Genomic DNA, 21,584 nt, shown 5'->3' with positions numbered 1-21,584 from the left:
ACCGTTGTGGTTCCGCTCACTCCGGCGTGACCGTACCGTCCGTCAGTCCGTCGTACATCCCCTGGACGAGCCGGCCGCCGAGTTGGCCGGCGAGGCGCAGTGCGTCCTCGAACGCGGCCAGGGTACGGAACCGTTCGCCGTACCGCTGTTGCTCGGCCAGGGGCAGCCGGGGCAGTTGGAGGCGGCGGGCGTCGAGCCGGGTGGCGGTGGACGCGTAGCTGCTGGCCCGGCGGTTGGTGGCGGTGCCGCGCAAAAAGCCGGCGAGGAACCAGGGGTCGAGGGCGGCCGGGTCGGGGCGCAGCAGCTGGAGGTTGCGGCCGAGCGCGGCGCCCGCGGTGGCGTCGTCGACGACGCGGGCGACGGAGCCGCCGCCGAGTACGGGGACGACGACGTCGCCGGGTTCGACGAGCACGGGCTCCTCGTGGGGCCCGTCGGCGGGGAGGTTTCCCGAGGGTGCGGTGGAGCCGAGGACGTCGTGCTCGGTGAGTACGGGGCCGGTGCCGGTCCCGGTGCCGCCGGTGCGGAGCTGGAGGGCGCCGGCGCGGGCGAGTTCACCGATGGTGGTGAGGGGCCAGCGCGCCGGGTCGGAGACCTCCACGGGCGGTGGGGTGAGGCTGTCCGCGAGCCCCAGGGTCCTGGTCAGCCGGTCCCGTACGTCGATCAGCTCGGCGGGTCCGTCGGCCGCGGCCGGGGACGGCAGGTGGCGGGCGGGGGCCAGGTCGACGTCGTCGTCGAGGAGCTCGATGACGGGGACGACGCGGCTGACGCCGGGCCGGGGACTGTGGCTCTCGGCGTTCGGGAGGGGCGGGGCGGTTGTCGGGCCGGTCTCCGCCTCGCCGCTGAACGGCCGCCAGGCGTCGAGCACGGCGGTGTGCAGGGCCGGCCAGTCGAGGCGGTCGCGGCCGCTCCGGTCGGAGGCGGGTTCGGCGGGTTCCGCGGTGTCGACGAGGAGGAGTTCGGGCGAGGGGTGCGGCCCTGCGTCCGGCTTGCGCAGGACCCAGAGGTGGAGCGGGATGCCGTACGGGGGTGCGGCACCGGCCGGGAGCGCGATGACGGCCCGCAGGGCGCCCCGGCGCAGCAGATCGGCGCGGATGCGTCGGCCCGAGCGGCGCGACGCGGCGGCGGGCGGCATCAGCAGGACCGCGGTGCCGCCCTCGCGCAGACGGGCCAGCGCGTGCTGCACCCAGGCGAGTTCGGACTCGGTGCGGGCGGGGAAGCCGTACTCCCAGCGCGGGTCGTAGGCGAGTTCGTCGTGGCCCCAGTTGCGTTCGTTGAACGGCGGGTGGCAGAGCACGGCGTCCGCGGTGAGCCCGGGAAAGCCATCGGCGCGCAGGGCGTCGCCGGTCCGCACGGCGAGCGTGCACTCGGCGGGGCCGGTGTGCAGGGCGAGCGTGCACTCGGCGGGGCCGGTGTGCAGGGCGAGACGGAGTGCGGTGAGGGCCGCGAGGTCCGGGTCGCTCTCCTGTGCGTACAGCGCGGTGGGCCGCGGGACCGCGCCGAGCAGGGTGCCGGTGCCCGCCGCCGGGTCGAGGACCGTGCGCGGGGGGCCGCCGCCGGTGTCCGCCAGTGCGGCCATCAGTTCCGCCAGGCCGGGCGGGGTGAGCGTGTACTGGCGCGGGTTGGCGTCGAGCTGACGTCCGAGCAGGAACTCGAAGGCCTCCCGGGTCCCGGACCCGGCGGCGAGCTCCGCGGCGCCCCGCAGGAGCGGTACGGACGGCAGGAGTTCGGAGCGGTCGGGGCTGTGAACCGCGCGTCCGGTCCCGGAGGCCGGTCCGAACCGGGCGGTGAGCACCTCGTTCAGGGCGAGGGAGAGCACTCCGGCCATGCGCGCGTCGGACACCGCCGTGATCTCCCGCCAGGCGGTGGGCCGCTCCTGCACCAGGAGCAGGGCGCATCCGACGTGGAACAGGGCGGGGACGGCGCCTGCGGGATGTCCGGACAGTTGCTGCCAGACGCGCTCGCGGAGCGGGACCTCGGCGAGTTTGCCCTGGTCGCGCAGCCACTGCTCGACCTCGGGCAGGGCGAACGACGGGCTCGTCTCGGTGCCGCCGACGGGCTTGGGGAAGTCGGCGTGCCGACGGCGCCAGTTGCTGACGGCGGCGCGTCCCACCCCTGCCAGCCGGGCGATACCGGCGGCGGTCACCTCTGTCGCGTTCTCCGGCACTTGCTGTCTCCCTGGTGCTCGTACCGCTGCTGCCCGTCCGTGCTCACTGCTGTGACGGCGAGCATAGCGACCTGTTCACAGCACACGGTTCACGGCGTGCACCGCCCCATTCCTTGTGAACGGTGTTGACTCGGTTCACAAGGAATGGTGTCATTGACCTGTCGCTGCACGAGGCGGCATGTGGAACCGCTCACCACTCATCTACGCACCTGCCGAAGGGCACAGCCATGTCCCAGTTCACCCAGCCGCCGCAGTCCCCGCAGTACGGGCAGCCCCAGCCGCAGCAGCCGTACAGCCCCGCCCACACCCCCGGCCTGCGCCCCGCGCGCAACGGACTCGGCGTGGCGGCCCTGATCCTCGGCCTCATCGGCGCGGTCTCGGGCCTGGTCCCGTTCTTCTTCTGGCTGGCGGGCATCCTCGGCCTGATCGCGCTGATCCTGGGGCTGGTGGGCCGGGGCCGCGCCAAGAGGGGCGAGGCGACGAACAAGAACATGGCGACGTTCGGCGCGGTCCTCGGCCTGATCGCGCTGATCCTCTCGGTGGTCGGCGCCGTGATCACGTTCAAGGCGGTCGACGACGCGGTGAGCGACCTGAACAAGGCGGTGTCGGACACGACCGCCTCCGCGAAGCCGAAGGCCGGCGGGGAGGCCGACGCCAAGAACACGGACGACACGAGCGCCAAGGAGGAAGGGAAGAAGGAGGACACCGCCGAGGCCCTGGAGGCCGGCGACTCGGCGGTCTACGACGACGACGTCACGATCACGGTCGGCGACGCGACCTCGTACACCCCGGACTCGTTCGCGGCCGGCCACACCAAGGGCAACAAGGCCTACCAGGTGGCCGTCGTCATCGAGAACGCGGGCAAGGAGAAGTTCGACGCCCTGCTCGTCAGCGTCGAGGCGCGCGCCGGCCAGGACGGAGTCGACGCCGAGCAGATCTACGACAACAAGGTCGGCGAGGGCTTCAGCGGCACGGTCCTGCCCGGCAAGAAGGTCACGGTCCTCTACGCCTTCGACGCCCCCGCGGACGCCGGGAACCTGACGGTCGAGGTCAACCCCGGCTTCACGTACGAGGCCACCCAGTGGGACCTGAAGCTCTGACCCGCACCCACGCGCGAACGGAACCCGCCCGTGGGCGGGTTCCGTTCGCGCGTCCACCCCGTCACGGGGACCGGCCCGTGCGGCCGAGGAGGCCGGCAGCCGCCCTCAGCCGCCGCACAGCTCCAGCATGACCTTCTTGTCCGCGGTGGTGACCGGGAGTTCGTACTTCAGCGACACCTGGGCGAACCGCAGGGCGTACGAGCAGCGCACCGGCTTGTACGGCGGCAGCCAGGACGCGGGGCCGGAGTCGCGCTTGGCGTTGTTGGCCGGGCCGTCCACGGGCAGGAGGTTCAGCGGGTCGTTGGCGATCTGCTGCCGCTTGGCCTCGTTCCAGCGGGCGGCGCCCATCTGCCAGTCGTACGACAGCGGCATGACGTGGTCGATCTGGACCTTGGTGGCCTGCTGCTTGCGCCACTCGATGGCCGAGCCGGTGTACGGGTCCATGAGGGTCATGGCGACGACCACGCAGTCCGATCCCGACCGGAGTGCGACCTTCTTGCCGTCGCGGGCCAGCAGGTCGTTCCGGGTGTCACAGCCGTTCCGCGAGAGCGGGATGCCGTCGACCGAGTCCTTCCAGGCATACCCGAACTTGTCCCGCTCGTAGCCGGTCTTGGGGCCCCGGCCCTTGGTCGCCACCTTCTCGATGACCTTCCGGGCCGCCGCCCGGTCCGCGTCCGAGGTGAGAGGGGCGAGACCCGGCTTCGTACCGTCCGGGTTGTCCAGCGGGCTGGCGCCGAACCCGGTGACGGACCGGCCGCCGCCGTTCGCGCTGCTGCTCGCCCCGCCACCTCCGGAGGACACCTGCTCGGGGTCGCAGCCGGTCAGGGCCAGCACCGTCAGCACACCCAGGGCGGGCACGAACACTCGACAATCGCGGGGAGATATCACTCGAAGCCGTCCTGACGGGGAGAAAGCCGAACCAACCCGGGAATCCTACGGACGTCTGCCCCGCCAGGGAGTGTTCATGGCATCCACTGCCTCCGGATGCGGCCCGGATCACACCTTTCCGATGCCCAGCGTCGTCTCCGACGGCAGCAGCCCGGAGCCGAGTGCCGCCACCCACAACGGGCCCAGCAGATCGACGAGCCGCTCCCGCTCCTCGTCCCCCAGTGCCCGCCACGGCGCGGCCGCCGCCTCGTCCGTGCGCCGCTCGACCTCGGCGCGCAGCGCCCTGCCCGCCTCCGTCGCCGTACCGTCGTCCGCCAACAGGTCGCGCTTCGCCAGGCGTTCGCGGGCCTGCGTCCACTCCTCGTCGCTCCAGCGCCGGCTCGCGAACACCTCCGGGCGCGCCGCACCGATGGCGGCGAACGAGACCAGGGCCTCGGCCGGGTCGAGCTCCGCGTCGGCGAGCGCCGCCAGATGGCCGTCACCGCGGTGTTCGCGCAGGACGGTCGCCGCGTGCCAGAGGACCAGGTGCGGTTCGTCCGGCCAGGGCAGCGCGGCGTTGGCGGCGGCGAGCGGGCGGCCCGTCGTGTCGGCGGCCTCCGCGACACGGCGCACCAGCGCGGCGGCCTCGGCCGTGTCCGGCGCGGCGGCCGCCTCCCCCAGGACCGTCCGGTACGCGCGGTCGACGGCACGGCCCCGGGCGGCGAGCACGGCGCCGGGCGAGGCGACGGACCAGACGGCGGGGACGTAGGCGTCCACCATCGCCGGGCTGAAGCTGTAGAAGGTCTCCGCGACCCGGCCGGCCCCGGCCCCTTCCTCCCCGAGGGGCGCCGCCCGCCACGCGAAGTAGCTCGGCCAGCGCTCGTCGACCGCGTACCCGAGTGCCGCGGCCTCCTCGAAGGCCTCCGGCGCGTAGTAGAGAACAGCGTGCAGGGGCTCCAGCAGGTGCCACATCTGCCGTACGCGACCCAGCTCGTCGGACATGTCTCCGCCTTCCGCAGCAGCTTCCATCTTGCCAGTGACTAGATGTCCCTCGGGAGCCAGAGTGCGCCTCGCCCCGCGAACTTGTCAATGACTAGATTCCGCGTAGGGTTCCTTCCATGAGCAGCGACCGCACCTACCACCACGGCGACCTGCGGCGGGCCGTCCTCACCGCCGCCCTCGGCGTCGTCCGCACCGAGGGCCCGGCCGCGCTCAGCCTCCGGGACCTGGCCCGCCGGGCCGGCGTCTCCCACGCCGCGCCCGCCCACCACTTCAAGGACCGCACCGGCCTGCTCACCGCCATCGCCGCCGAGGGCTACGGGCTGTTCGCCGACGCCCTGGCCGCCGCACCGGACCTGCGGGAGCGGGGCGTGCGGTACGTACGGTTCGCCGCGGGACATCCGGCCCACTTCCAGGTGATGTTCCAGCCGGACCTCTACCGCGCCGACGACCCGGACCTCCTCGCGGCGAAGGAACGGGCGTCGGTGGAGCTGCGGGCGGGCGTCACCGGTCTCCCCTCCGGCGGCGGGGAGGACGCCCGGCTCACCGGTGTGGCCGCCTGGTCCCTGGCCCACGGCTTCGCCACCCTGCTGCTCAGCGGCAACCTGAGCGGGGCGGTGGGCGACCGGGATCCGGAAGAGGTGTTCCGGAGGATCGCGTACCTGCTGTTCGACCCGAAACCTCCTGGCGGCGAGTGACCGGCCGGGACGAAGAAGCGCGTTCACGCGGGCAGCTGGTGTGATGCGGCAGGCAACGTTCGCCCCGTCGCGACGCCTGCCCTACGCGCTCGGCCCCGCCGGGCCGAAGCCTGGCGGGGCCGAGAAGAGCCTGTCCCCCGAATGACCAGCAGCGAATGACCAGCAGCGTCGTGTCGCGGTCTCCGAGGGCTCAGGCGGTACGGCGACAGTCGTTACCGTACCGAGTACCCGAAGTAGGTGCCGTTGGCCGGGAGCCCGCCCTGGCCCGGCTGGTACGTGGTCGCGGGCCTGCTCGTACCGCCCGATACGGCGTTCGGGAACGGCAGGACGTGCAGGGCTCCGGTGGCGGCGGGACCGTAGGGCATACCGGCGTAGAGGTTCCGCGGGGTGAAGTGGATGCTCGTGCCCAGCTTGTCGCTCTCACCCGGGGCCCCGGGGATACCGTCGCCGTCGCCGGCCTCGATCCACAGGTCGTTGGCGCCTGCCGCATCCAACAGCGAGAAGGTGTGGATGGCGCCGGCGTCGGTGACACCCGCGAGGTCCTCACCGGGGGCACCCACGGCGACCTTCAGGGTGGCGGCTGAACCGACCTGGCGGGGCGCGGTGTTGACCGCACTGAGGGACGAGCCCTCGTAGTCACCGGCCTCGATCGTGCCGGAGCGGTCGTCGGTCGCGGAGCCCTGGTTGAGCGCGTGCATGTAGTCCCAGGTTCCGTCGGCCCCGATGTGTATGAGCATGACATTGCCCGCACCGGCCTGCTGCGCGCCGCCGGTCTCGGCGGCCATCGACTCGCCGGGCGAGCCGACCGCGAGGATCGAGTCGGTGGCCGTGGCCGCACCGGACGGGCGGTAGGCGACCAACGCGAGGGCCTGGCCGAACTTGTCACCGGCCTCGGCGCCGCCGCCGATCCTCTCGTCGTCCTGGTCCATGCCCGTGATCACGGTGGGCCGCCCGTCGGCGTCCAGCTTGTGGCTGAGCACCGCCAGGTTGCCGGCGTTCGCGTCGCCGCCGATGGCGTCACCGGGAGCGCCGATGGCGATGAAGTTGGAGTCGCCCGTGACGGACGTGCCGAAAGCGTCGCCGGCCTCGGCCGCGCCGGGGACGTTCGAGGTGTCCTGGCTGATGCTGATGTTGGTGTCGTCGTGCACGTAGAAGGCAACGCCCGCCTCGGCGAGCGAGCCGGCCGACTCACCCGGCGTGCCGATCAGGATCCACGGCCTGCCTTCGGCGCTGGTGCCCGCGGTGAGGGAGGCGCCCATCCGGTCGCCGGTCTCGGGCGCGGAGCCGCCGATGGAGCCGTTGCCGTAGCCCTGTTCGAAGTGGCGGCTGGCCGGGCCACTGCCGAGGCCGTCCTTGCCCCCGAACAGGATGTCGACGAAGCCGGCGTCGACCGCAGTGCCGACGTTCTCCTCGGACGCGGAGACGACCAGGTCGGTGTAGCCGTCCTCGTTGTAGTCGACGGTCGCGAGATGGTTGCCGAAGTGGTCCCCGGCCTCGGCGCCGCCGGCTACCCAGTCGAGGTCCTGGGTGATCTCGGCAATGCCCTTGCCGCCGCCGCGGATGACATGGACGAGGCCCGCGGTGGTGTGGCCCCCGACCGTGGCCATCGGGTCGCCGATGGCGATGTCCTCGATGGCGTCGCCGTTGAAGTCGACGATGCGGGTGGCCCCGGCCTTCTCGTCGATCCAGGAGGCGAGGTCGTCGACGCGCGCGATGACGCCCGCGGTGGAGGTCTGGGCCTCGTCGATGCCGAGGCAGCCGCCCTGGAAGGACTGGCTGTTGAGCCCGACGAGCTTGCCGCCGGAGATGACCGGGCCGCCGGCGTCGCCCATGCAGGCGGCCGAGCCGTCCTTGCCGGTGACGCCCGCGGAGGTGGCCGCGGTGGAGTCGACGCCGTAGGTGCCGGTGTGCAGCTGGAGCGGTGCCCATTCGGCCTTCGTGCGGCCGTATCCGGCGAAGGTCAGCTCCGTACCGGCCGCGGGCGCGGTGGTGGCGAGCTGGGCCGGCGTCACGTTGGTGACGGGCCGGCTGAGGCGGGCCAGGACCACATCGCGGTCCGTGCGCGGCACAATCTCGACGACGCGGCGCTCGGCGCCCTGGGTGCCGGAGAGGTCGGAGCGGCCGATGACGGCGGTGGTCGTCCGGGTGGGGGCGCCGGCCGGGACGGCGAGCGGAGCGGCCGGGTCCTCGGCGAAGCAACTGGCCGCGGTGAGCAGCCATTCGGCGTCGACGAGGACGGCGGAGCAGCCGCGGTCGTGGGCGCCGATGGTGATCTGTGCGGTGTAGGCGTAGGTGGCGTCCGAGTCGGCGACCTGTGTGCCGCCGGTGATGGCGACCGCGGGTGTCGCACTCAGCGCAAGCGACCCGGCGGCCAGTACGGCGCCGAGCGCGGCCAGACGAGAACGTCTCAGGGAAGACATACGAGTGGTTTCCTCAATCACGGGGCGAAGCGGACTAGTTGGTGACGCGGATCTCGACGAGGACGTGCTCGCGGCCGTCGACGGACTCGCCGACGCCCTTCCACGTGTCCGCGGGAATGTCGTACTCGACCTGGTCGCCCTCGGCGGTCATCTCCAGGTGCGTGTTGACGGAGTCGTCCGTCTTCACCCCGTGCACCGCGGGCAGTTCGAGGGTCAGGAAGCCCTCGTCGGCGGTGACCTTGAAGCAGACGTCCGCATGGTCGCGCGCGAGGAACTGCAGGAGGTTGCCCCCGGCGGCGCAGTCGGCGAGCACGACGTGGCCGTCGCCGCGCTTGAGGACGATGTTCTGCTCGGCCTGGATCTTGTCGGCGTTCGGGTAGTTGTAGTCCTCGACGGCGTAGCCGGGCGCGGCCTCGGCGACGGTCTCGGTGGAGGACTGGGAGGCGGCCCCCGCGCCGCCCTGGGCGAGCACGGCCCATGCCAGAGCACCGGCGGCGGTCGCGGCGCCGAGAATGCGCACGAATGCGCTGCGTGTCTTCATTACAGTCCTTGAAGCTAGAAGGGAGACAGTCTCATTTGAATTCAAGCCCCGTTCCAAAAAGGGCACTTGGCGAGCACGTCCAATTCCTGACGCGGACGGAGAACAGCCCGAAATCAGCCGGAAACCGGACAACGATCGGACAACCGGCGAGTTCGCACGAAAGAGAATGGGTGGTACGGCCGCGGAATAGACTCCGCGGCCGTACCGCCCGGCACCATCAGGTCACTCAGTCCGTCTTGCTGAGCTCCTGCGTGATCGGACCGTCCGGATCGGACTGGAAGTGCAGCGTGTCCTGATCGTCCACGTAGAGCTGGATTCCGCCGATCTTGCCGAGCCCGCCGTCTTCGATACCCAGGTAGACGAAATCGTCCGAACTGCCCGGATCCTCATAGTCCCAGGTGCCGCTGAAGTCGGTCGGATCCGAGCCGTCGCTCGTCGTCACCCGGGTGGCCGAGAACGTGCCGTCCGCCGAGAGCTCGATCTGCCCGCCCTCGTCGTTGCGGTACACGCCGGGCAGCTTCTCCGGCTCGACCGCGCCCGAGCACCCCGAGACGAGCACCGCCGAAGCGCCGAGCGCGGCCAAGAGCCACCGCTCACTGGTCCTCATGCAGCTCACGGGCCCAGCGTAACGTCGAACTCGATCACCTGGGTCTTGGGCGACAACGGCCCCTCGTCACCGACGACCTTGTCGACGAACGCGCCCACGGTGTCGCTCCACCAGTCCGTGTACCCGATGACCGGCGGGTGCGTCGCCGACTCGATGTCCGATTCGTTGTACGCGGTGTAGCGCCAGGTGACCGACCCGTCCGCGTTCTTCCGGATGGGAGTCATACGGACCTGGTGCGAGCCCAGGAACGTGTACGCGAGGTTGCCGGTGAGCCCGGCCGTGCTGAGCGTGCCGTAGTCCGTGAGGTACTTGCCGGCGCCATCGAAGCCGCTGAGCATGTAGTCGTCCATGTAGGTGTGACCCAGCTCGTACTTCCCGGTCCGCTGCCAATTTTTGAGGAAGTAGTCGAGGACCCCCTGCGTGTGCTCGTGCTCACGGTAGAGGCGGGTGAACTCGTCGTCCGGGCCGAAACACTGCGAACCGGGGCCGGAGCCGGTGAGCCAGCTCCACCCCAGCTCCCACGGGTTGGTGTTGTTCCGGTGCGTGATCGGGTCGCCGAACGGCGTCAGGCAGCTCTCGGCGCCGTCGGGAAGGGAGCCCTCGCCGTCGATCGGCACCTTCGAGTTGTTGATCGCGTCCTGGATCGCCTGCCGGATCGCGGCCTGGATGACCAGGACCCGCGCCTGGGTGGCGGCGATGGCCGCCTCGGCGTACGACTTGCCCGCCGCGAGCTCGGCCTGCCGGGCCTGCGTCGCGGAGGCCTGCGCGTCGGCGGCGTAGGACGCCGCGGTCTCGGCGGAGTTCACGGCCCGGCTCGCCGCGTCCCGCGCCACACTGCTCGCCTTGCGGGCCTCCGCGGCCGCGTTCGCCGCGGTCCGCGCGGACTGGGCGGCGGCGGCCGCGGAGGCTTCGGCGGCCTCCGCGTTCTCGCGGGCCTCCTCGGCGGAGGCCTTGGCGTCGGCCGCCCAGCCGTCGGCCTTGTCGGCCCACTCGGTGGCTTCCTTGGCGGCCTGCCGGGCGATGGCCGCGGCCTCGGAGGCGCGTGCCGCGTCCTCGAGCGCGTCCTCGGCGATCTTGGCCGCCCGCGCGATCGCCGCACGGATCGCGCTGATGTGTGTGGCGTGATCATGGTCGATGCGCGCGAACTCGTGCTGCGTCGTGCCGATGAACTGGCGCAGCATGTGCGTATCGCCTTCAAGGGCGACCTTCGCCGCGGCCTGTATGTACGGGCCACCGCTCGCCAGGAGCGTGGTGGCCGCCACCTTGTCGTCCTCGTGGACGGCCGCGGCGCGCTCCACGTGCAGGAAGGTGTGCAGCGCCTCGGCGGAGCCGTCCGTCAGGGCGGCCTCGGCGGCGCGCCGTACGGCGGTACCGGTGGAGGAGTCCGCGAGGAGCGTGGTGACCTCGACCTCGTTGTCATCCCGTGCCGCCTGGACCGCGCCCTTCTCCAGGAAGGTCCTGATGGCGGCGGCGTCCTCGGTCTGCAGCGCGGCGACGGCGGCCTCGGCCACGTTCTGCGTGGAGATCGCGGCGGTGGCCGCGGTGTTCTCCGCGTTGTCCTGCTGCAGCGCGATGACCCGGTCGGCCTCGATCCAGCGCAGTACGTCCTCGTCCGAGCCGGCAAGCGCGAACTCGGCGGCCTCGCGGGTCCACGTACCGGACCGGTCGATCAGCCCGACGGCGGCCTGCCGCCCCTTGCTCACGGCCTCCCCGGTCCGCCCGTCGGCGAGCGCCGCGTCCATTGCGGTGATCAGCGCGACGAGTTCGTCGGACAGCCGCGCCTCCTGCGTACGCTCACGGTTGGCGCGCTCCAGACGGTCGGTCTCCGCGCTCCGCTGCTGCTTGGCGACCTCGATCGCTTCCGCGGCCTCCTCGTTCAGCCGGGCGATCTCGGCCTCCCGGGCCTCCTCCTCGACCTCCCGAGCCTCGGTGACGGCGTCGTACGCCTTGTTCGCGGCTTCCACTGCGGCGTTGGCGGCGGTGGTGGAGCGGTTGGCGTAGTCCACGGCCTCGCCGGCGTGCCGGGCCGCTTCCTCGGCGGCATCGGCCGCCTTCTCCGCGTGGTCGGCCGCGCTGTCGGCGGCGGCGGACGCGGAACGCGCGGCGGTGGCCGCCCTGCGGGACAGGGCCGAGGCCCGGCTCGCGGCCGTCGTGGCCCGGCCGGCGGCGGCCTCCGCGATGGCGGCCTGGCGCTGCGCTTCGGCGGCCTCGGACCGCGCCGCACCGGCGGACACCGCGGCGTCGGCCGAAGCACGCGCGGCGGAGGCCGAGTCCACCGCGGCACCCGCGGCGGCGTGGCCCGCGGCCTCGGCCGCGTCGGAGGCGAGGGCCGCGAGCTTGGCCTTCGCGGCCACGGTGCGCACCCAGTCGACCATGACCCGCGCGGCCTGCGCCGCCTGGTTGGCCGCGTCCGCCGTGTTCGCGTTCTTGGAAGCGCTGATCGCGGCGCGGTAGGCGCGCGACGCGGCGCGTCCCGCAGAGGCGGCGGCGGCCGCGGCGGCGTTCGCGGCGGCCACGGTGCGCCGGGCCGCGACCTGCGCGGTACGCGAGGCGGACACCGCGGTCGACGCGGCGGCCGCGGCACCCTGGGCGGCCCGCGCCGCCTTGTTCGCGGCCCTGGCCGAGCGCTGCACGTCCTGCTCGGCGGCCTGCGCCTCCGCCTTCGCCTCCAGCGCGGCCGCCTTGGCCTTGCCGGCGGCCTCGACCGCCTGCGCGGACAGTTCGACCGCTTCGTCGGTCTTGCGCTCGGCGCGCAGTCCCTCCGACTCCACGATCTTGACGAGCTGCTGGATCTCCGCCGACTCCTCGTCCCGCGCCCGGGCGATGTACTGCCCCGTCGTCAGGAACCACTGGATCGCCCGCGGCGATCCGTCGTCGAGCGCCCGCTCCGCGTACTCCCGCACCTGTGGCGAGGCGGTCACGAGGATGGAGGTCACCTGGACGCGCTGGTCCTCGTCGTGTGCGTCGTACTGCCCAGTGCTGAGGAAGTCCCGCAGCGCGAAGTCCGTACCGTTCGCGAGTGCCTCGGAGGACTCACGTTTCACGGCCTTGCCGCCATGTGCGTTGACCGTGGTCACGGCCACTTCGAGGTCCTCGTGCACCGCCGACTCGAAGCCGCCCTGCAGGTAGGTGGCGACCGCCGCGTCCCCGCCGGACAGCGCCTGCCCGATCCCGGCACGCGTCGCCTTGCCCGCGCTGACCAGGGCCTCGGTGAGCGTGAACCGGTTGTCCTCGGCCGTGGCCGCCGGCAGCCTCTCGGCGAGGAACGTGGCCACGTCGTCCGCGCTGCCCACGAGCGCCACCGCCGCGGAGGTGCGCACCGCGCGGCCGCCGGTCCGGTACGCCTGCACGATCTTGCCGCGGTCGGTGTCGGGCAGCCGTGTATCGCCGTCGGCCGCCGCGTCCGCCGCGTACGCGGGCCGGGACCCGAACACCCCCAGGGGCAGCGCGGTTCCTGCCGCGATCCCGCCGAAAATGGCCAGTGACTGGCGTCTGCTGAATATCCGCGGTGATTGCGCCATAAAGACTTCCTTCTCGGTTACGAGGGGAAATCTCGCCGCCCCCCTGCGGTTCAAGACCCCTATGGAAACCATGTTTTGAGGGCTCGTCCACTGCAGAAATCGGGCAGAACTCGAAGAATCATCGAGTATCCCTCGAGTGATCGTCGTGATGTGCGTCACGGCCTGAAACGGTTGTAGTGATCCTGGTAACGAATCGATGGAGACTGCGAATTGGTACGAATCCGCTGATCACCGATCGGCTGCAATGGCGGCCCGATCACGGACCTGGTCCGGCTGGCCAAGGTCCGCCCGCTCCGTCGCACGCGGAGCGAAGCGGAGCCGGTCCGCGCCCCTGATCCGGATGTGTCGCCTGCGCTCCGCCATGGCGATCAGGAGCAGCTGGTAGTGCTGGGTCATGTTGGTGCGGGGTCTGGCATGTCGCGGTGACAGGTGGGGGCAGGGATGGCGCACTTGTCACCGCGGGCCACCTTGGCCGGGTCGGCCTTCGGTGAGGCGGGATCCCGGCTCCCGGGCAGGAACAGACGCCAGTTCACCGCCGCGGATGCGCCGTTGGAAGCCAGGTGCAGCGCGCGCGACGCGGTCAACGACTGGATCCGCACCCCGGGCGCGTACGACGACGTGGTCGACCTGGACCGCGCCATGGCCGACTCCGAGGACCCGGACAGCATCGCCCCGGCCTACGACTCGGGCGACCACCTGCACCCGAGTGACGCGGGCTACCGGGCGATGGCGGGGGCGCTGGACCCGGGCGGGATCTGACCCCACTGCGGTGCGCCCGGCGTCGCCGTCGGCTGCGGCGAGGCCGGGCGCGGAGACCCTGTCCACGCTGAGCCGTGGCGGGTAGCCGAGTTCCGCAAGGAGAGTCGGGTGCCGCCCCGGATCTTCCGGCGGGCCGTCATCGGCGTACCGTCGACGATCTCCAGCGGGTAGCAGGACGCCACGAGCTCGACCGGTTCGTCGTCGGCCATGAGGAGTTGGCGCCACAGGAGCACACGGCCCGACGTCGGCAGCCTGAGCGCCTCGGCGACATCCGCGGGCGGATCGCTCTCGGTCACTTCAATGAGCGTGCTGTGTGCGCGGGCACCGCCGCCGGGGTCTTCGGTCAGCCAGCGATACGGCGCACCCGAGCCCACCGGAGCCATGTACGAGTCCGGGCGGACGGTTCGCTGCCGGTGGTCCCGGACCGTCACGGACGCACCACCCGCCCTGCCGATCACGAGCCGTTCGTCCGAGGCCCGCCACGCCCCCAGCCACGTAAAGAGCATGGCCCCGCCGGATTTCCGGCGGGGCCACCGTCTGTAGATCCGGGTGCTACGACCCCAGAATCGTGGTCAGGAACTCCCCCGTCCACGCCAGCAGTTCACGCCCCACGACCGGCTTGCCGCCGATCTTGCCCGCGGTGGGGCGCGGTACCAGGATCTGGTGCAGGGCCGGCTTGATGATCGTCTTCGGGTAGAGGCGCTTCAGCCGCAGCTCCTGCGACTCGCGCAGCTCCACCGGCGCGAAGCGGATGTTCGACCCCTGGAGCAGGATGTCGCCGACGCCGCAGGCGCGGGCCAGCATCCGCAGTCCGGCGACCAGGAGAAGGTTCTCGACCGGCTCCGGGAGCTTGCCGTAGCGGTCGGTGAGCTCCTCGCGCACCGCCCTGATGTCGTCCTCCGAGGAGGCCGAGGCGATCGAGCGGTAGGCCTGGAGGCGCAGCCGCTCGCCGGGGGCGTAGTCGTGCGGGACGTGCGCGTCGACCGGGAGCTCGATCTTGACCTCCAGCGGCGGCTCCTCCTCCACTCCGCCTTCGAGAGAGGCCCGGTAGCCGGCGACCGCCTCGCCGACCATGCGGATGTACAGGTCGAAGCCGACCCCCGCGATGTGGCCGGACTGCTCGCCACCCAGCAGGTTGCCCGCGCCGCGGATCTCGAGGTCCTTCATGGCCACGTACATGCCCGCGCCCATCTCGGTGTGCTGGGCGATCGTGGCGAGGCGCTCGTGGGCCGTCTCGGTGAGCGGCTTCTCCGGCGGATAGAGGAAGTAGGCGTAGCCGCGGTCGCGGCCACGGCCGACGCGGCCGCGCAGCTGGTGGAGCTGGGAGAGGCCGAAGTTGTCGCCGCGTTCCACGATCAGGGTGTTGGCGTTGGAGATGTCGATGCCGGACTCGACGATCGTCGTGGAGACCAGGACGTCGAACCTCTTCTCCCAGAAGTCCACCACCACTTGTTCCAGGGCCTGTTCGGACATCTGGCCGTGGGCGGTGGCGATCCGCGCCTCGGGCACGATCTCGCGGAGGCGGGCAGCTGCCCGGTCGATGGACTCGACCCGGTTGTGGATGTAGAACGCCTGGCCCTCGCGGAGCAGTTCGCGGCGGATGGCCGCGCCGATCTGCTTCTCCTCGTACGGGCCCACGAAGGTGAGGACCGGGTGGCGCTCCTCGGGCGGGGTGGTGATCGTCGACATCTCGCGGATGCCGGTGACGGCCATTTCCAGGGTACGGGGAATGGGCGTCGCTGACATCGTGAGGACGTCCACGTTGGCGCGGAGCTTCTTCAGCTGCTCCTTGTGCTCGACGCCGAAGCGCTGCTCCTCGTCGACGATGACCAGGCCCAGGTCCTTGAACTTGGTCTCGGAGGAGAAGAGGCGGTGCGTGCCGATGACGAGGTCGACCGAGCCCTCGCGGAGCCCTTCGAGCGTCGCCTTGGAATCGGTCTCGGACTGGAAGCGGCTCAGCGCCCGTACGTTGACGGGGAACTGGGCGTACCGCTCGGTGAAGGTGTTGTAGTGCTGTTGGACCAGGAGGGTCGTGGGGACGAGGACGGCGACCTGCTTGCCGTCCTGGACCGCCTTGAAGGCCGCCCGTACGGCGATCTCCGTCTTGCCGTAGCCGACGTCGCCGCAGATCAGGCGGTCCATGGGGACGGACTTCTCCATGTCCTCCTTGACCTCGGCGATGGTGCTGAGCTGGTCGGGCGTCTCCGCGTACGGGAAGGCGTCCTCCAGTTCGCGTTGCCAGGGGGTGTCCGGGCCGAAGACATGGCCGGGGGCCGCCATCCGGGCCGCGTAGAGCTTGATCAGGTCGCCCGCGATCTCCTTGACGGCCTTCTTGGCGCGCGCCTTCGTCTTCGTCCAGTCGGCGCCGCCCAGCCGGTGCAGGGTCGGGGCCTCGCCGCCGACGTACTTGGTGACCTGCTCCAGCTGGTCGGTCGGGATGTAGAGGCGGTCGCCCGGCTGGCCGCGCTTGGCGGGGGCGTACTCGACGAGGAGGTACTCGCGGGTGGCGCCCTGCACCGTGCGCTGCACCATCTCGATGTAGCGGCCCACACCGTGCTGCTCGTGGACGATGTAGTCGCCCGTCTCCAGCGTCAGCGGGTCGATGGACTTCCTGCGGCGGGCCGGCATCCGGCCGAGGTCCTTGGTGGCGGTGCGCTGGCCGGTCAGGTCCGTCTCGGTGAGGACGGCGATCCTGAGCTCCGCGTCGACGAAGCCGTGGTCGATGGCGCCGCAGGAGACGTGGACGAGGGACGGGGTGATCTCGGCGAGGTCAGCGTCGAGGCGGGCCGGGATGCCTTCGCCGCTCAGCACCTCGACGGTACGGGAGGCGAGGCCCTGGCCCTCGGTGACGTACACCGTGCGCCAGCCTTCGGCCAGCCAGCCCTTGGTGTCGGCGAGCGCGCGGGCGGTGTCGCCGCGGTACGCCTCCGGAGCGTGCATCCGCAGCTTGAGGGTGTCGTCGTCCAGTTCCTCGTCGGCGGCGAACGGGGAGATCGACCACCACATCATCTCCAGCTCGCGGGCGCGGTCGCGGACGTCCGCGATGCCGCGCAGCGAGGCCGCGCCGACGTCGATGGGGGCCTCGCCGCCGCCCGCCGTGGCCGCCCAGGACGCCTCCAGGAACTCCTGGCTGGTGGCGACCAGGTCCGCGGCCCGGGTACGGACCCGCTCGGGGTCGCACACGACGGCCATGGAGCCCTTGGGCAGGACGTCGATCAGCAGTTCCATGTCGTCGACGAGGACGGGGGCCAGGGACTCCATGCCCTCGACCGCGATGCCCTCGGCGATCTTGTTGAGGAGTTCGCCCAGCTCGGGGTGGGCCTCGGCGAGCGCGGCAGCCCGCTCGCGGACGTCGTCGGTCAGCAGGAGCTCCCGGCAGGGCGGCGCCCACAGCCCGTGCTCGGCGATCTCGAGGGACCGCTGGTCGGCGATCTTGAAGTAGCGGATCTCCTCGACGTCGTCACCCCAGAACTCCACCCGGAGCGGGTGCTCCTCGGTCGGCGGGAAGACGTCCAGAATGCCGCCTCGCACGGCGAACTCGCCGCGCTTCTCGACCAGTTCGACCCGGGAGTACGCGGCTGCCGCGAGCGCCTCGACGGTCCTGCCGAGATCCGCGCTCTGCCCGATCCGCAGCGCCACGGGCTCCAGGTCGCCGAGCCCCTTGACCTGCGGCTGGAGCACGGAACGGATGGGTGCGACGACGACGGAGACGGGCCCGGTCTCCGGGTCGTCCTGCCTCGGGTGCGCGAGGCGCCGCAGCACGGCCAGCCGGCGGCCCACGGTGTCGGAGCGGGGCGACAGGCGCTCGTGCGGCAGGGTCTCCCAGGACGGGTACTCCGCGATCGTGTCCGGCGGCAGCAGGGTGCGCAGCGCGGCCGCCAGGTCCTCGGCCTCGCGCCCGGTCGCGGTGACGGCGAGCACGGTCCGCTTCGAGTCCCGGGCGAGGGCCGCCACGGCGAAGGGCCGGACGGCGGGCGGGCCCACCAGGTCGATGTGCATCCGGTGCCCGTCCCCGGCGGCCTTCACCGCTTCGTCGAGCGCCGGATCACGTACGACGACATCCAGCAGACCGTGCAGGCTCATGAAGGGCTTCCGTCCGGGTAACGAGGGTGAGGTCCGACAGCCGGCTGCTGTCGGGGGCAGCGCTGCCGTCGGGGGCAACGCGAAGGGCCCGACACGTCAGACGGGCCGGGGGTTCCACCAGCGTACGACTCCGAGGGGACAGCCGCGCCCGCAACCGGGCAGCGCGCCGCGCCCCACGGGTCCGCGCGTACGGAATCCGGAAAGGCCCCCACGGACGAAATCCGGCCCCGGGCGCTTGGAGGAGCGCCCGGGGCCGGAATCTTCAGTCTATGCGGACCGCCCGGATCAGCCGTCCGTGGCGATGGCGTTCAGGACGTTCATCCGTCCTGCCCGGAACGCCGGGACCAGTGCCGCGAAGAGTCCGACGAAGGCCGAGGCGACGAACACCGTGATGATGGTCGGCCACGGGATCTCCAGGACGCCGAGACCCTCCAGGGCCAGCAGCTTCTGGGCGGAGGTGCCCCAGCCCATGCCCAGGCCGAGGCCGAGCAGGGCGCCGAACAGGGCGATGACGACCGACTCCAGCCGGATCATCCGGCGCAGCTGGCGGCGGGAGAGGCCGATGGCGCGCATCAGGCCGATCTCGCGGGTCCGCTCGACGACGGAGAGGGCCAGGGTGTTCACGACCCCGAGGACCGCGACGATGATCGCGAGGGCGAGCAGGCCGTAGACGATGTTCAGCAGCTGGCTGATCTGGTCCTTCAGATCCTGCTTGAAGTCGGCCTGATTCTGCACCTTGTACTGGGGGTACTCGGCGAGCGAGCTCTTCAGGGCGGCGTAGGCCTCCTTCTCCTTGCCGTCCTGCGCCTTGGCGAACATGATCACGTTCTTGGGCATCTTGTCGGCGGGGACGTACCGCTCGGCGGTCGCGGTGCTCATGTACATCGCGCCCTGGTCCACGGTCGTGTCGTCCGAGGTGATCGCGGCGACCTTCAGCTTCGCCGTGTCGCCCGCCTTGAACGCGACGGTGATCGTGTCACCGACCTTGATGCCGTGCTCGGTGGCGTACTCGTCGCCGACCGACATGGCGTTCTCCCCGTACGCCGCGGACAGGTCACCGGCGACGGTCTCGCGATGCAGGTCCTGCGGATACGTCGGGTCGGCGGCGGTGACGTCCTCGTCCGTCGTCGAACCGTCGGGGTCGGTGAGCTTCGCGCCGATGGCCTTGTAGTTCGTGATGTGCTCGATGCCGGGCGCGGTCTCCAGCGCCTTAGCGGCCTGCGGCACGATCAGCTGGCCGGTCGACGACTGCACGATGAAGTCCGCGCCCACCGACCTGTCCAGCTCGTCGGTGGCCGAGGCGACCATGGAGGAGCCCACCACCGACAGGCAGGCCACCAGGGCCAGGCCGATCATGAGGGCCGCACCGGTCGCTCCGGTCCGGCGCGGGTTGCGCAGCGCGTTGCGCTCGGCGAGCCGGCCGACCGGGCCGAACAGCCGCAGGACGACGACGCTGAGTGCCCGTACGACGACTCCGGCGAGCAGCGGGCCGATGACGATGAAGCCGATGAGGGTGAGGACGACGCCCAGGCCGAGGAAGAGCGAGCCGTCGCTCGCCTTGTCCGCCTGCGTCGTCGCCCACAGGGCCGCCGCACCGGCGCCGGTGAGGACCAGGCCGATGCCGGCCCGGATCCAGCCGGACTTGGCGTCGGCCGGTGTTCCGGCGTCGCGCAGGGCGGCCATCGGGGAGACCTTGCCGGCCCGTCGGGCCGGGATGTAGGCGGCGAGGACGGTCACGATAATGCCGAGCGCGAGGCCGATCACCGGGGTCGTCCAGGCGACGGTGAGGTCGCCGGTGGACAGTTCCATGCCGATGGCGCCCATGAGCTTCATCAGCCCGACGGCCAGGCCGACGCCGGCGGCGACGCCGAGGATCGATCCGACGATGCCCAGGAGCACCGCTTCGAGCAGGACGGACCTGTTGACCTGCTTGCGGCTGGAGCCGATGGCCCGCATCAGGCCGATCTCGCGGGTCCGCTGGGCGACCAGCATCGAGAAGGTGTTGACGATCAGGAAGATCCCGACGAGGAAGGCGATCCCGGCGAAGCCGAGCATCGCGTACTTCATCACGTCGAGGAAGTCGCCCATGGAGTCCTTGTTGGACTCCGCGGCTTCCTTCTGGGTCTGCACCTTGTACGCGGCCGAGCCGTCCAGTGCGGCGGCGACGCTCTGCTTCAACTGTGCGTCGCTGACGCCGGGTTCGGCGGTGATGGAGATCTGCGTGAAGACGTCGGGGCCGCCGAGCAGCTTCTGCTGAGCGGTGGCCGTGTCGAGGTAGACGACGGCCGCGCCCGGGTTGGTGACCTTGAAGGTGGCGATGCCGCTGATGCGCGCCCTGACGTCACCGGTGACCGCGATGGTGCGCAGTTCGTCACCGATCTTCAGGTCGTGCTTGTCCGCGGTGTCGGCGTCGACCATGACCTCGGTCGGGCCGCGCGGTGCGTGGCCGGAGGTGATCTCCATGGACCGCAGGTCGTTGGAGGTCCAGTTGCCGGCCAGCGTCGGGGCGCCGGTGTCGGAGCCCATGTTCTTGTTGTGGCTGTCGACGACGGTGACCGACGAGCTGGAGATGGCGCCCTCGGCCTTCTTCACCCCGTCGGCCTTCTCGACCTGAGCGATCACGGAGGCGGGCAGCGACTGGGGCTTGCCGTTCTCCGGGGTGTCGTCGACCTTCGCCGTCTTCGGGCTGACGGTGACGTCGGCCGACGTGGCGGCGAAGAGCTTGTCGAACGTGGTGTTCATCGTGTCGGTGAAGACGAGCGTGCCGCACACGAACGCCACCGACAGCAGGACGGCGACGGCGGAGAGCGCCATGCGTCCCTTGTGCGCGAAGAAGTTGCGCATCGAGGTCTTCCAGACGGTCATGACGTCCGCCCGCGCGCGTCGAAGTCCTTCATGCGGTCCAGCACCTGGTCGGCGGTCGGGTTGAGCATCTCGTCGACGATGCGCCCGTCCGCGAGGTACAGCACACGGTCGGCGTAGGAGGCGGCGACCGGGTCGTGCGTGACCATGACGATGGTCTGACCGAGCTCGTCGACGGACTTGCGCAGGAAGTTCAGCACCTCGGCGCCGGCCCGTGAGTCCAGGTTCCCGGTCGGCTCGTCGCCGAAGATGATCTCCGGCTGGGCGGCGAGCGCCCGGGCCACCGCGACGCGCTGCTGCTGGCCTCCGGAGAGCTCGGTCGGCCGGTGCTTGAGCCGCTCGGCGAGACCGACGGTCTCCACGACCTGGCGCAGCCAGGCGGCGTCGGGCTTACGGCCCGCGATGTCCATCGGCAGCGTGATGTTCTCCAGCGCGTTGAGCGTCGGCAGGAGGTTGAACGCCTGGAAGATGAAGCCGATGCGGTCGCGCCGCAGTTGGGTGAGCTTCTTGTCCTTGAGCCCGGTGATCTCGGTCTCCGCGAGGTGGATCTGCCCCGAGGTCACGGTGTCCAGACCGGCGAGGCAGTGCATCAGCGTCGACTTGCCGGAGCCGGACGGGCCCATGATGGCCGTGAACTGGCCGCGGGCGATGTCGACGTCGACGTGGTCGAGCGCGACGACCCGGGTCTCACCGACCCCGTACGCCTTGACGACCTGCCGCGCTCGCGCAGCCACGGCCGTACGCCCTCCAGTGCCCCCGTGCCTGGGAATGGTTACAGCCGTTGTCACGGTTTATCTCCTATGTCGGTCGGCGACAGCTCGTCGCTGTCTGCTGTGAAGTCTGGTCGTAGGAGGGGGTCCGGCGCGCTGGTGCCCAGCGCAGTCTTCGGGTGGGGTTTTCCCCACCCCGCCCCCTGTGGTCTGCCGCAATCCCCGTGCAAGACCACGCTACGGAGCGGGTGGG

Annotated in this window: 14 protein-coding genes and 2 pseudogenes; 3 read left to right on the top strand and 13 right to left on the bottom strand. The window is 71.4% G+C overall.

Going from position 1 to position 21,584, the window contains the following annotated elements; all coding sequences use genetic code 11:
- Window positions 1–16: 16 nt before the first annotated feature.
- Window positions 17–2,164, bottom strand: coding sequence for an N-6 DNA methylase (locus OG959_RS23435; RefSeq protein ID WP_326661394.1), 2,148 nt, complete (start codon window positions 2,162–2,164; stop codon window positions 17–19).
- Between the two features lie 227 nt (window positions 2,165–2,391).
- Between OG959_RS23435 and OG959_RS23430 the strand changes: the two genes are divergently transcribed.
- Window positions 2,392–3,264: a DUF4190 domain-containing protein gene (locus tag OG959_RS23430; RefSeq protein ID WP_326661392.1), complete on the top strand. Its 873-nt coding sequence runs from the start codon at window positions 2,392–2,394 to the stop codon at window positions 3,262–3,264.
- Between the two features lie 105 nt (window positions 3,265–3,369).
- On the opposite strand, the gene OG959_RS23425 is transcribed toward OG959_RS23430, so the two are convergent.
- Window positions 3,370–4,152, bottom strand: coding sequence for an HNH endonuclease family protein (locus OG959_RS23425; RefSeq protein ID WP_442805611.1), 783 nt, complete (start codon window positions 4,150–4,152; stop codon window positions 3,370–3,372).
- 108 nt (window positions 4,153–4,260) lie between these two features.
- The gene (locus tag OG959_RS23420; protein WP_326661388.1) at window positions 4,261–5,133 is read right to left on the bottom strand and encodes an SCO6745 family protein; all 873 of its coding nucleotides are present in this window, start codon (window positions 5,131–5,133) and stop codon (window positions 4,261–4,263) included.
- Between the two features lie 116 nt (window positions 5,134–5,249).
- Between OG959_RS23420 and OG959_RS23415 the strand changes: the two genes are divergently transcribed.
- Window positions 5,250–5,828, top strand: a complete 579-nt coding sequence (locus tag OG959_RS23415) for a TetR/AcrR family transcriptional regulator (RefSeq protein WP_326661386.1) — start codon at window positions 5,250–5,252, stop codon at window positions 5,826–5,828.
- A gap of 212 nt (window positions 5,829–6,040) precedes the next feature.
- On the opposite strand, the gene OG959_RS23410 is transcribed toward OG959_RS23415, so the two are convergent.
- The 6 genes and pseudogenes from OG959_RS23410 to OG959_RS23385 all read right to left on the bottom strand — a co-directional run.
- Window positions 6,041–8,248, bottom strand: coding sequence for a S1 family peptidase (locus OG959_RS23410; protein ID WP_326661384.1), 2,208 nt, complete (start codon window positions 8,246–8,248; stop codon window positions 6,041–6,043).
- 34 nt (window positions 8,249–8,282) lie between these two features.
- On the bottom strand, window positions 8,283–8,789 hold the full coding sequence (locus OG959_RS23405) for a hypothetical protein (protein WP_326661382.1): 507 nt from the start codon (window positions 8,787–8,789) through the stop codon (window positions 8,283–8,285).
- Window positions 8,790–9,015: 226 nt separating this feature from the next.
- Window positions 9,016–9,396, bottom strand: a complete 381-nt coding sequence (locus OG959_RS23400) for a hypothetical protein (RefSeq protein WP_326666564.1) — start codon at window positions 9,394–9,396, stop codon at window positions 9,016–9,018.
- Window positions 9,397–9,401: 5 nt separating this feature from the next.
- Window positions 9,402–12,917 (bottom strand): ALF repeat-containing protein, encoded by a 3,516-nt coding sequence (locus tag OG959_RS23395; protein WP_326661380.1) that lies wholly within the window; start codon window positions 12,915–12,917, stop codon window positions 9,402–9,404.
- A gap of 228 nt (window positions 12,918–13,145) precedes the next feature.
- Window positions 13,146–13,313 (bottom strand): hypothetical protein, encoded by a 168-nt coding sequence (locus OG959_RS23390; RefSeq protein ID WP_326661379.1) that lies wholly within the window; start codon window positions 13,311–13,313, stop codon window positions 13,146–13,148.
- Between the two features lie 26 nt (window positions 13,314–13,339).
- Window positions 13,340–13,486 (bottom strand): annotated as a pseudogene (locus OG959_RS23385) (IS701 family transposase); the annotation flags it as partial.
- Between OG959_RS23385 and OG959_RS23380 the strand changes: the two are divergent.
- Window positions 13,467–13,676 (top strand): hypothetical protein, encoded by a 210-nt coding sequence (locus OG959_RS23380; RefSeq protein ID WP_442805773.1) that lies wholly within the window; start codon window positions 13,467–13,469, stop codon window positions 13,674–13,676. The pseudogene OG959_RS23385 and the gene OG959_RS23380 overlap by 20 nt on opposite strands.
- Window positions 13,677–13,724: 48 nt before the next feature.
- On the opposite strand, the pseudogene OG959_RS23375 reads toward OG959_RS23380, so the two are convergent.
- The 4 genes and pseudogenes from OG959_RS23375 to OG959_RS23360 form a co-directional block, all read right to left on the bottom strand.
- Window positions 13,725–14,146, bottom strand: a pseudogene (locus tag OG959_RS23375) (UTRA domain-containing protein); the annotation flags it as partial.
- A gap of 82 nt (window positions 14,147–14,228) precedes the next feature.
- Complete coding sequence (gene mfd / locus OG959_RS23370; protein WP_326661377.1) at window positions 14,229–17,759, bottom strand: transcription-repair coupling factor; 3,531 nt, start codon at window positions 17,757–17,759, stop codon at window positions 14,229–14,231.
- 285 nt (window positions 17,760–18,044) lie between these two features.
- A complete protein-coding gene (locus tag OG959_RS23365; RefSeq protein WP_326661376.1) occupies window positions 18,045–20,624 on the bottom strand; it encodes an ABC transporter permease in 2,580 nt (859 codons plus the stop codon).
- The gene (locus OG959_RS23360) at window positions 20,621–21,409 is read right to left on the bottom strand and encodes an ABC transporter ATP-binding protein (protein ID WP_148019058.1); all 789 of its coding nucleotides are present in this window, start codon (window positions 21,407–21,409) and stop codon (window positions 20,621–20,623) included. The genes OG959_RS23365 and OG959_RS23360 overlap by 4 nt, the downstream gene beginning before the upstream one ends.
- Window positions 21,410–21,584 lie beyond the last annotated feature (175 nt).

The organism is Streptomyces sp. NBC_00385 (assembly GCF_035917155.1).
In the GTDB taxonomy this organism is placed as follows: Bacteria; Actinomycetota; Actinomycetes; order Streptomycetales; family Streptomycetaceae; genus Streptomyces; species Streptomyces poriferorum.
The sequence above is the reverse complement of the archived record's forward strand: the minus strand, read 5'-3'. Positions and strand labels throughout refer to the sequence as shown.

Excerpts from the sequence above, each read along its gene's own strand:
- OG959_RS23430 (WP_326661392.1), top strand. The coding sequence starts at position 2,392 with ATGTCCCAGTTCACCCAGCCGCCGCAGTCCCCGCAGTACGGGCAGCCC.
- OG959_RS23420 (WP_326661388.1), bottom strand. The coding sequence starts at position 5,133 with ATGTCCGACGAGCTGGGTCGCGTACGGCAGATGTGGCACCTGCTGGAG.
- OG959_RS23415 (WP_326661386.1), top strand. The coding sequence starts at position 5,250 with ATGAGCAGCGACCGCACCTACCACCACGGCGACCTGCGGCGGGCCGTC.
- OG959_RS23410 (WP_326661384.1), bottom strand. The coding sequence starts at position 8,248 with ATGTCTTCCCTGAGACGTTCTCGTCTGGCCGCGCTCGGCGCCGTACTG.
- OG959_RS23405 (WP_326661382.1), bottom strand. The coding sequence starts at position 8,789 with ATGAAGACACGCAGCGCATTCGTGCGCATTCTCGGCGCCGCGACCGCC.
- OG959_RS23400 (WP_326666564.1), bottom strand. The coding sequence starts at position 9,396 with ATGAGGACCAGTGAGCGGTGGCTCTTGGCCGCGCTCGGCGCTTCGGCG.
- OG959_RS23395 (WP_326661380.1), bottom strand. The coding sequence starts at position 12,917 with ATGGCGCAATCACCGCGGATATTCAGCAGACGCCAGTCACTGGCCATT.
- OG959_RS23390 (WP_326661379.1), bottom strand. The coding sequence starts at position 13,313 with ATGACCCAGCACTACCAGCTGCTCCTGATCGCCATGGCGGAGCGCAGG.
- mfd (WP_326661377.1), bottom strand. The coding sequence starts at position 17,759 with ATGAGCCTGCACGGTCTGCTGGATGTCGTCGTACGTGATCCGGCGCTC.
- OG959_RS23365 (WP_326661376.1), bottom strand. The coding sequence starts at position 20,624 with ATGACCGTCTGGAAGACCTCGATGCGCAACTTCTTCGCGCACAAGGGA.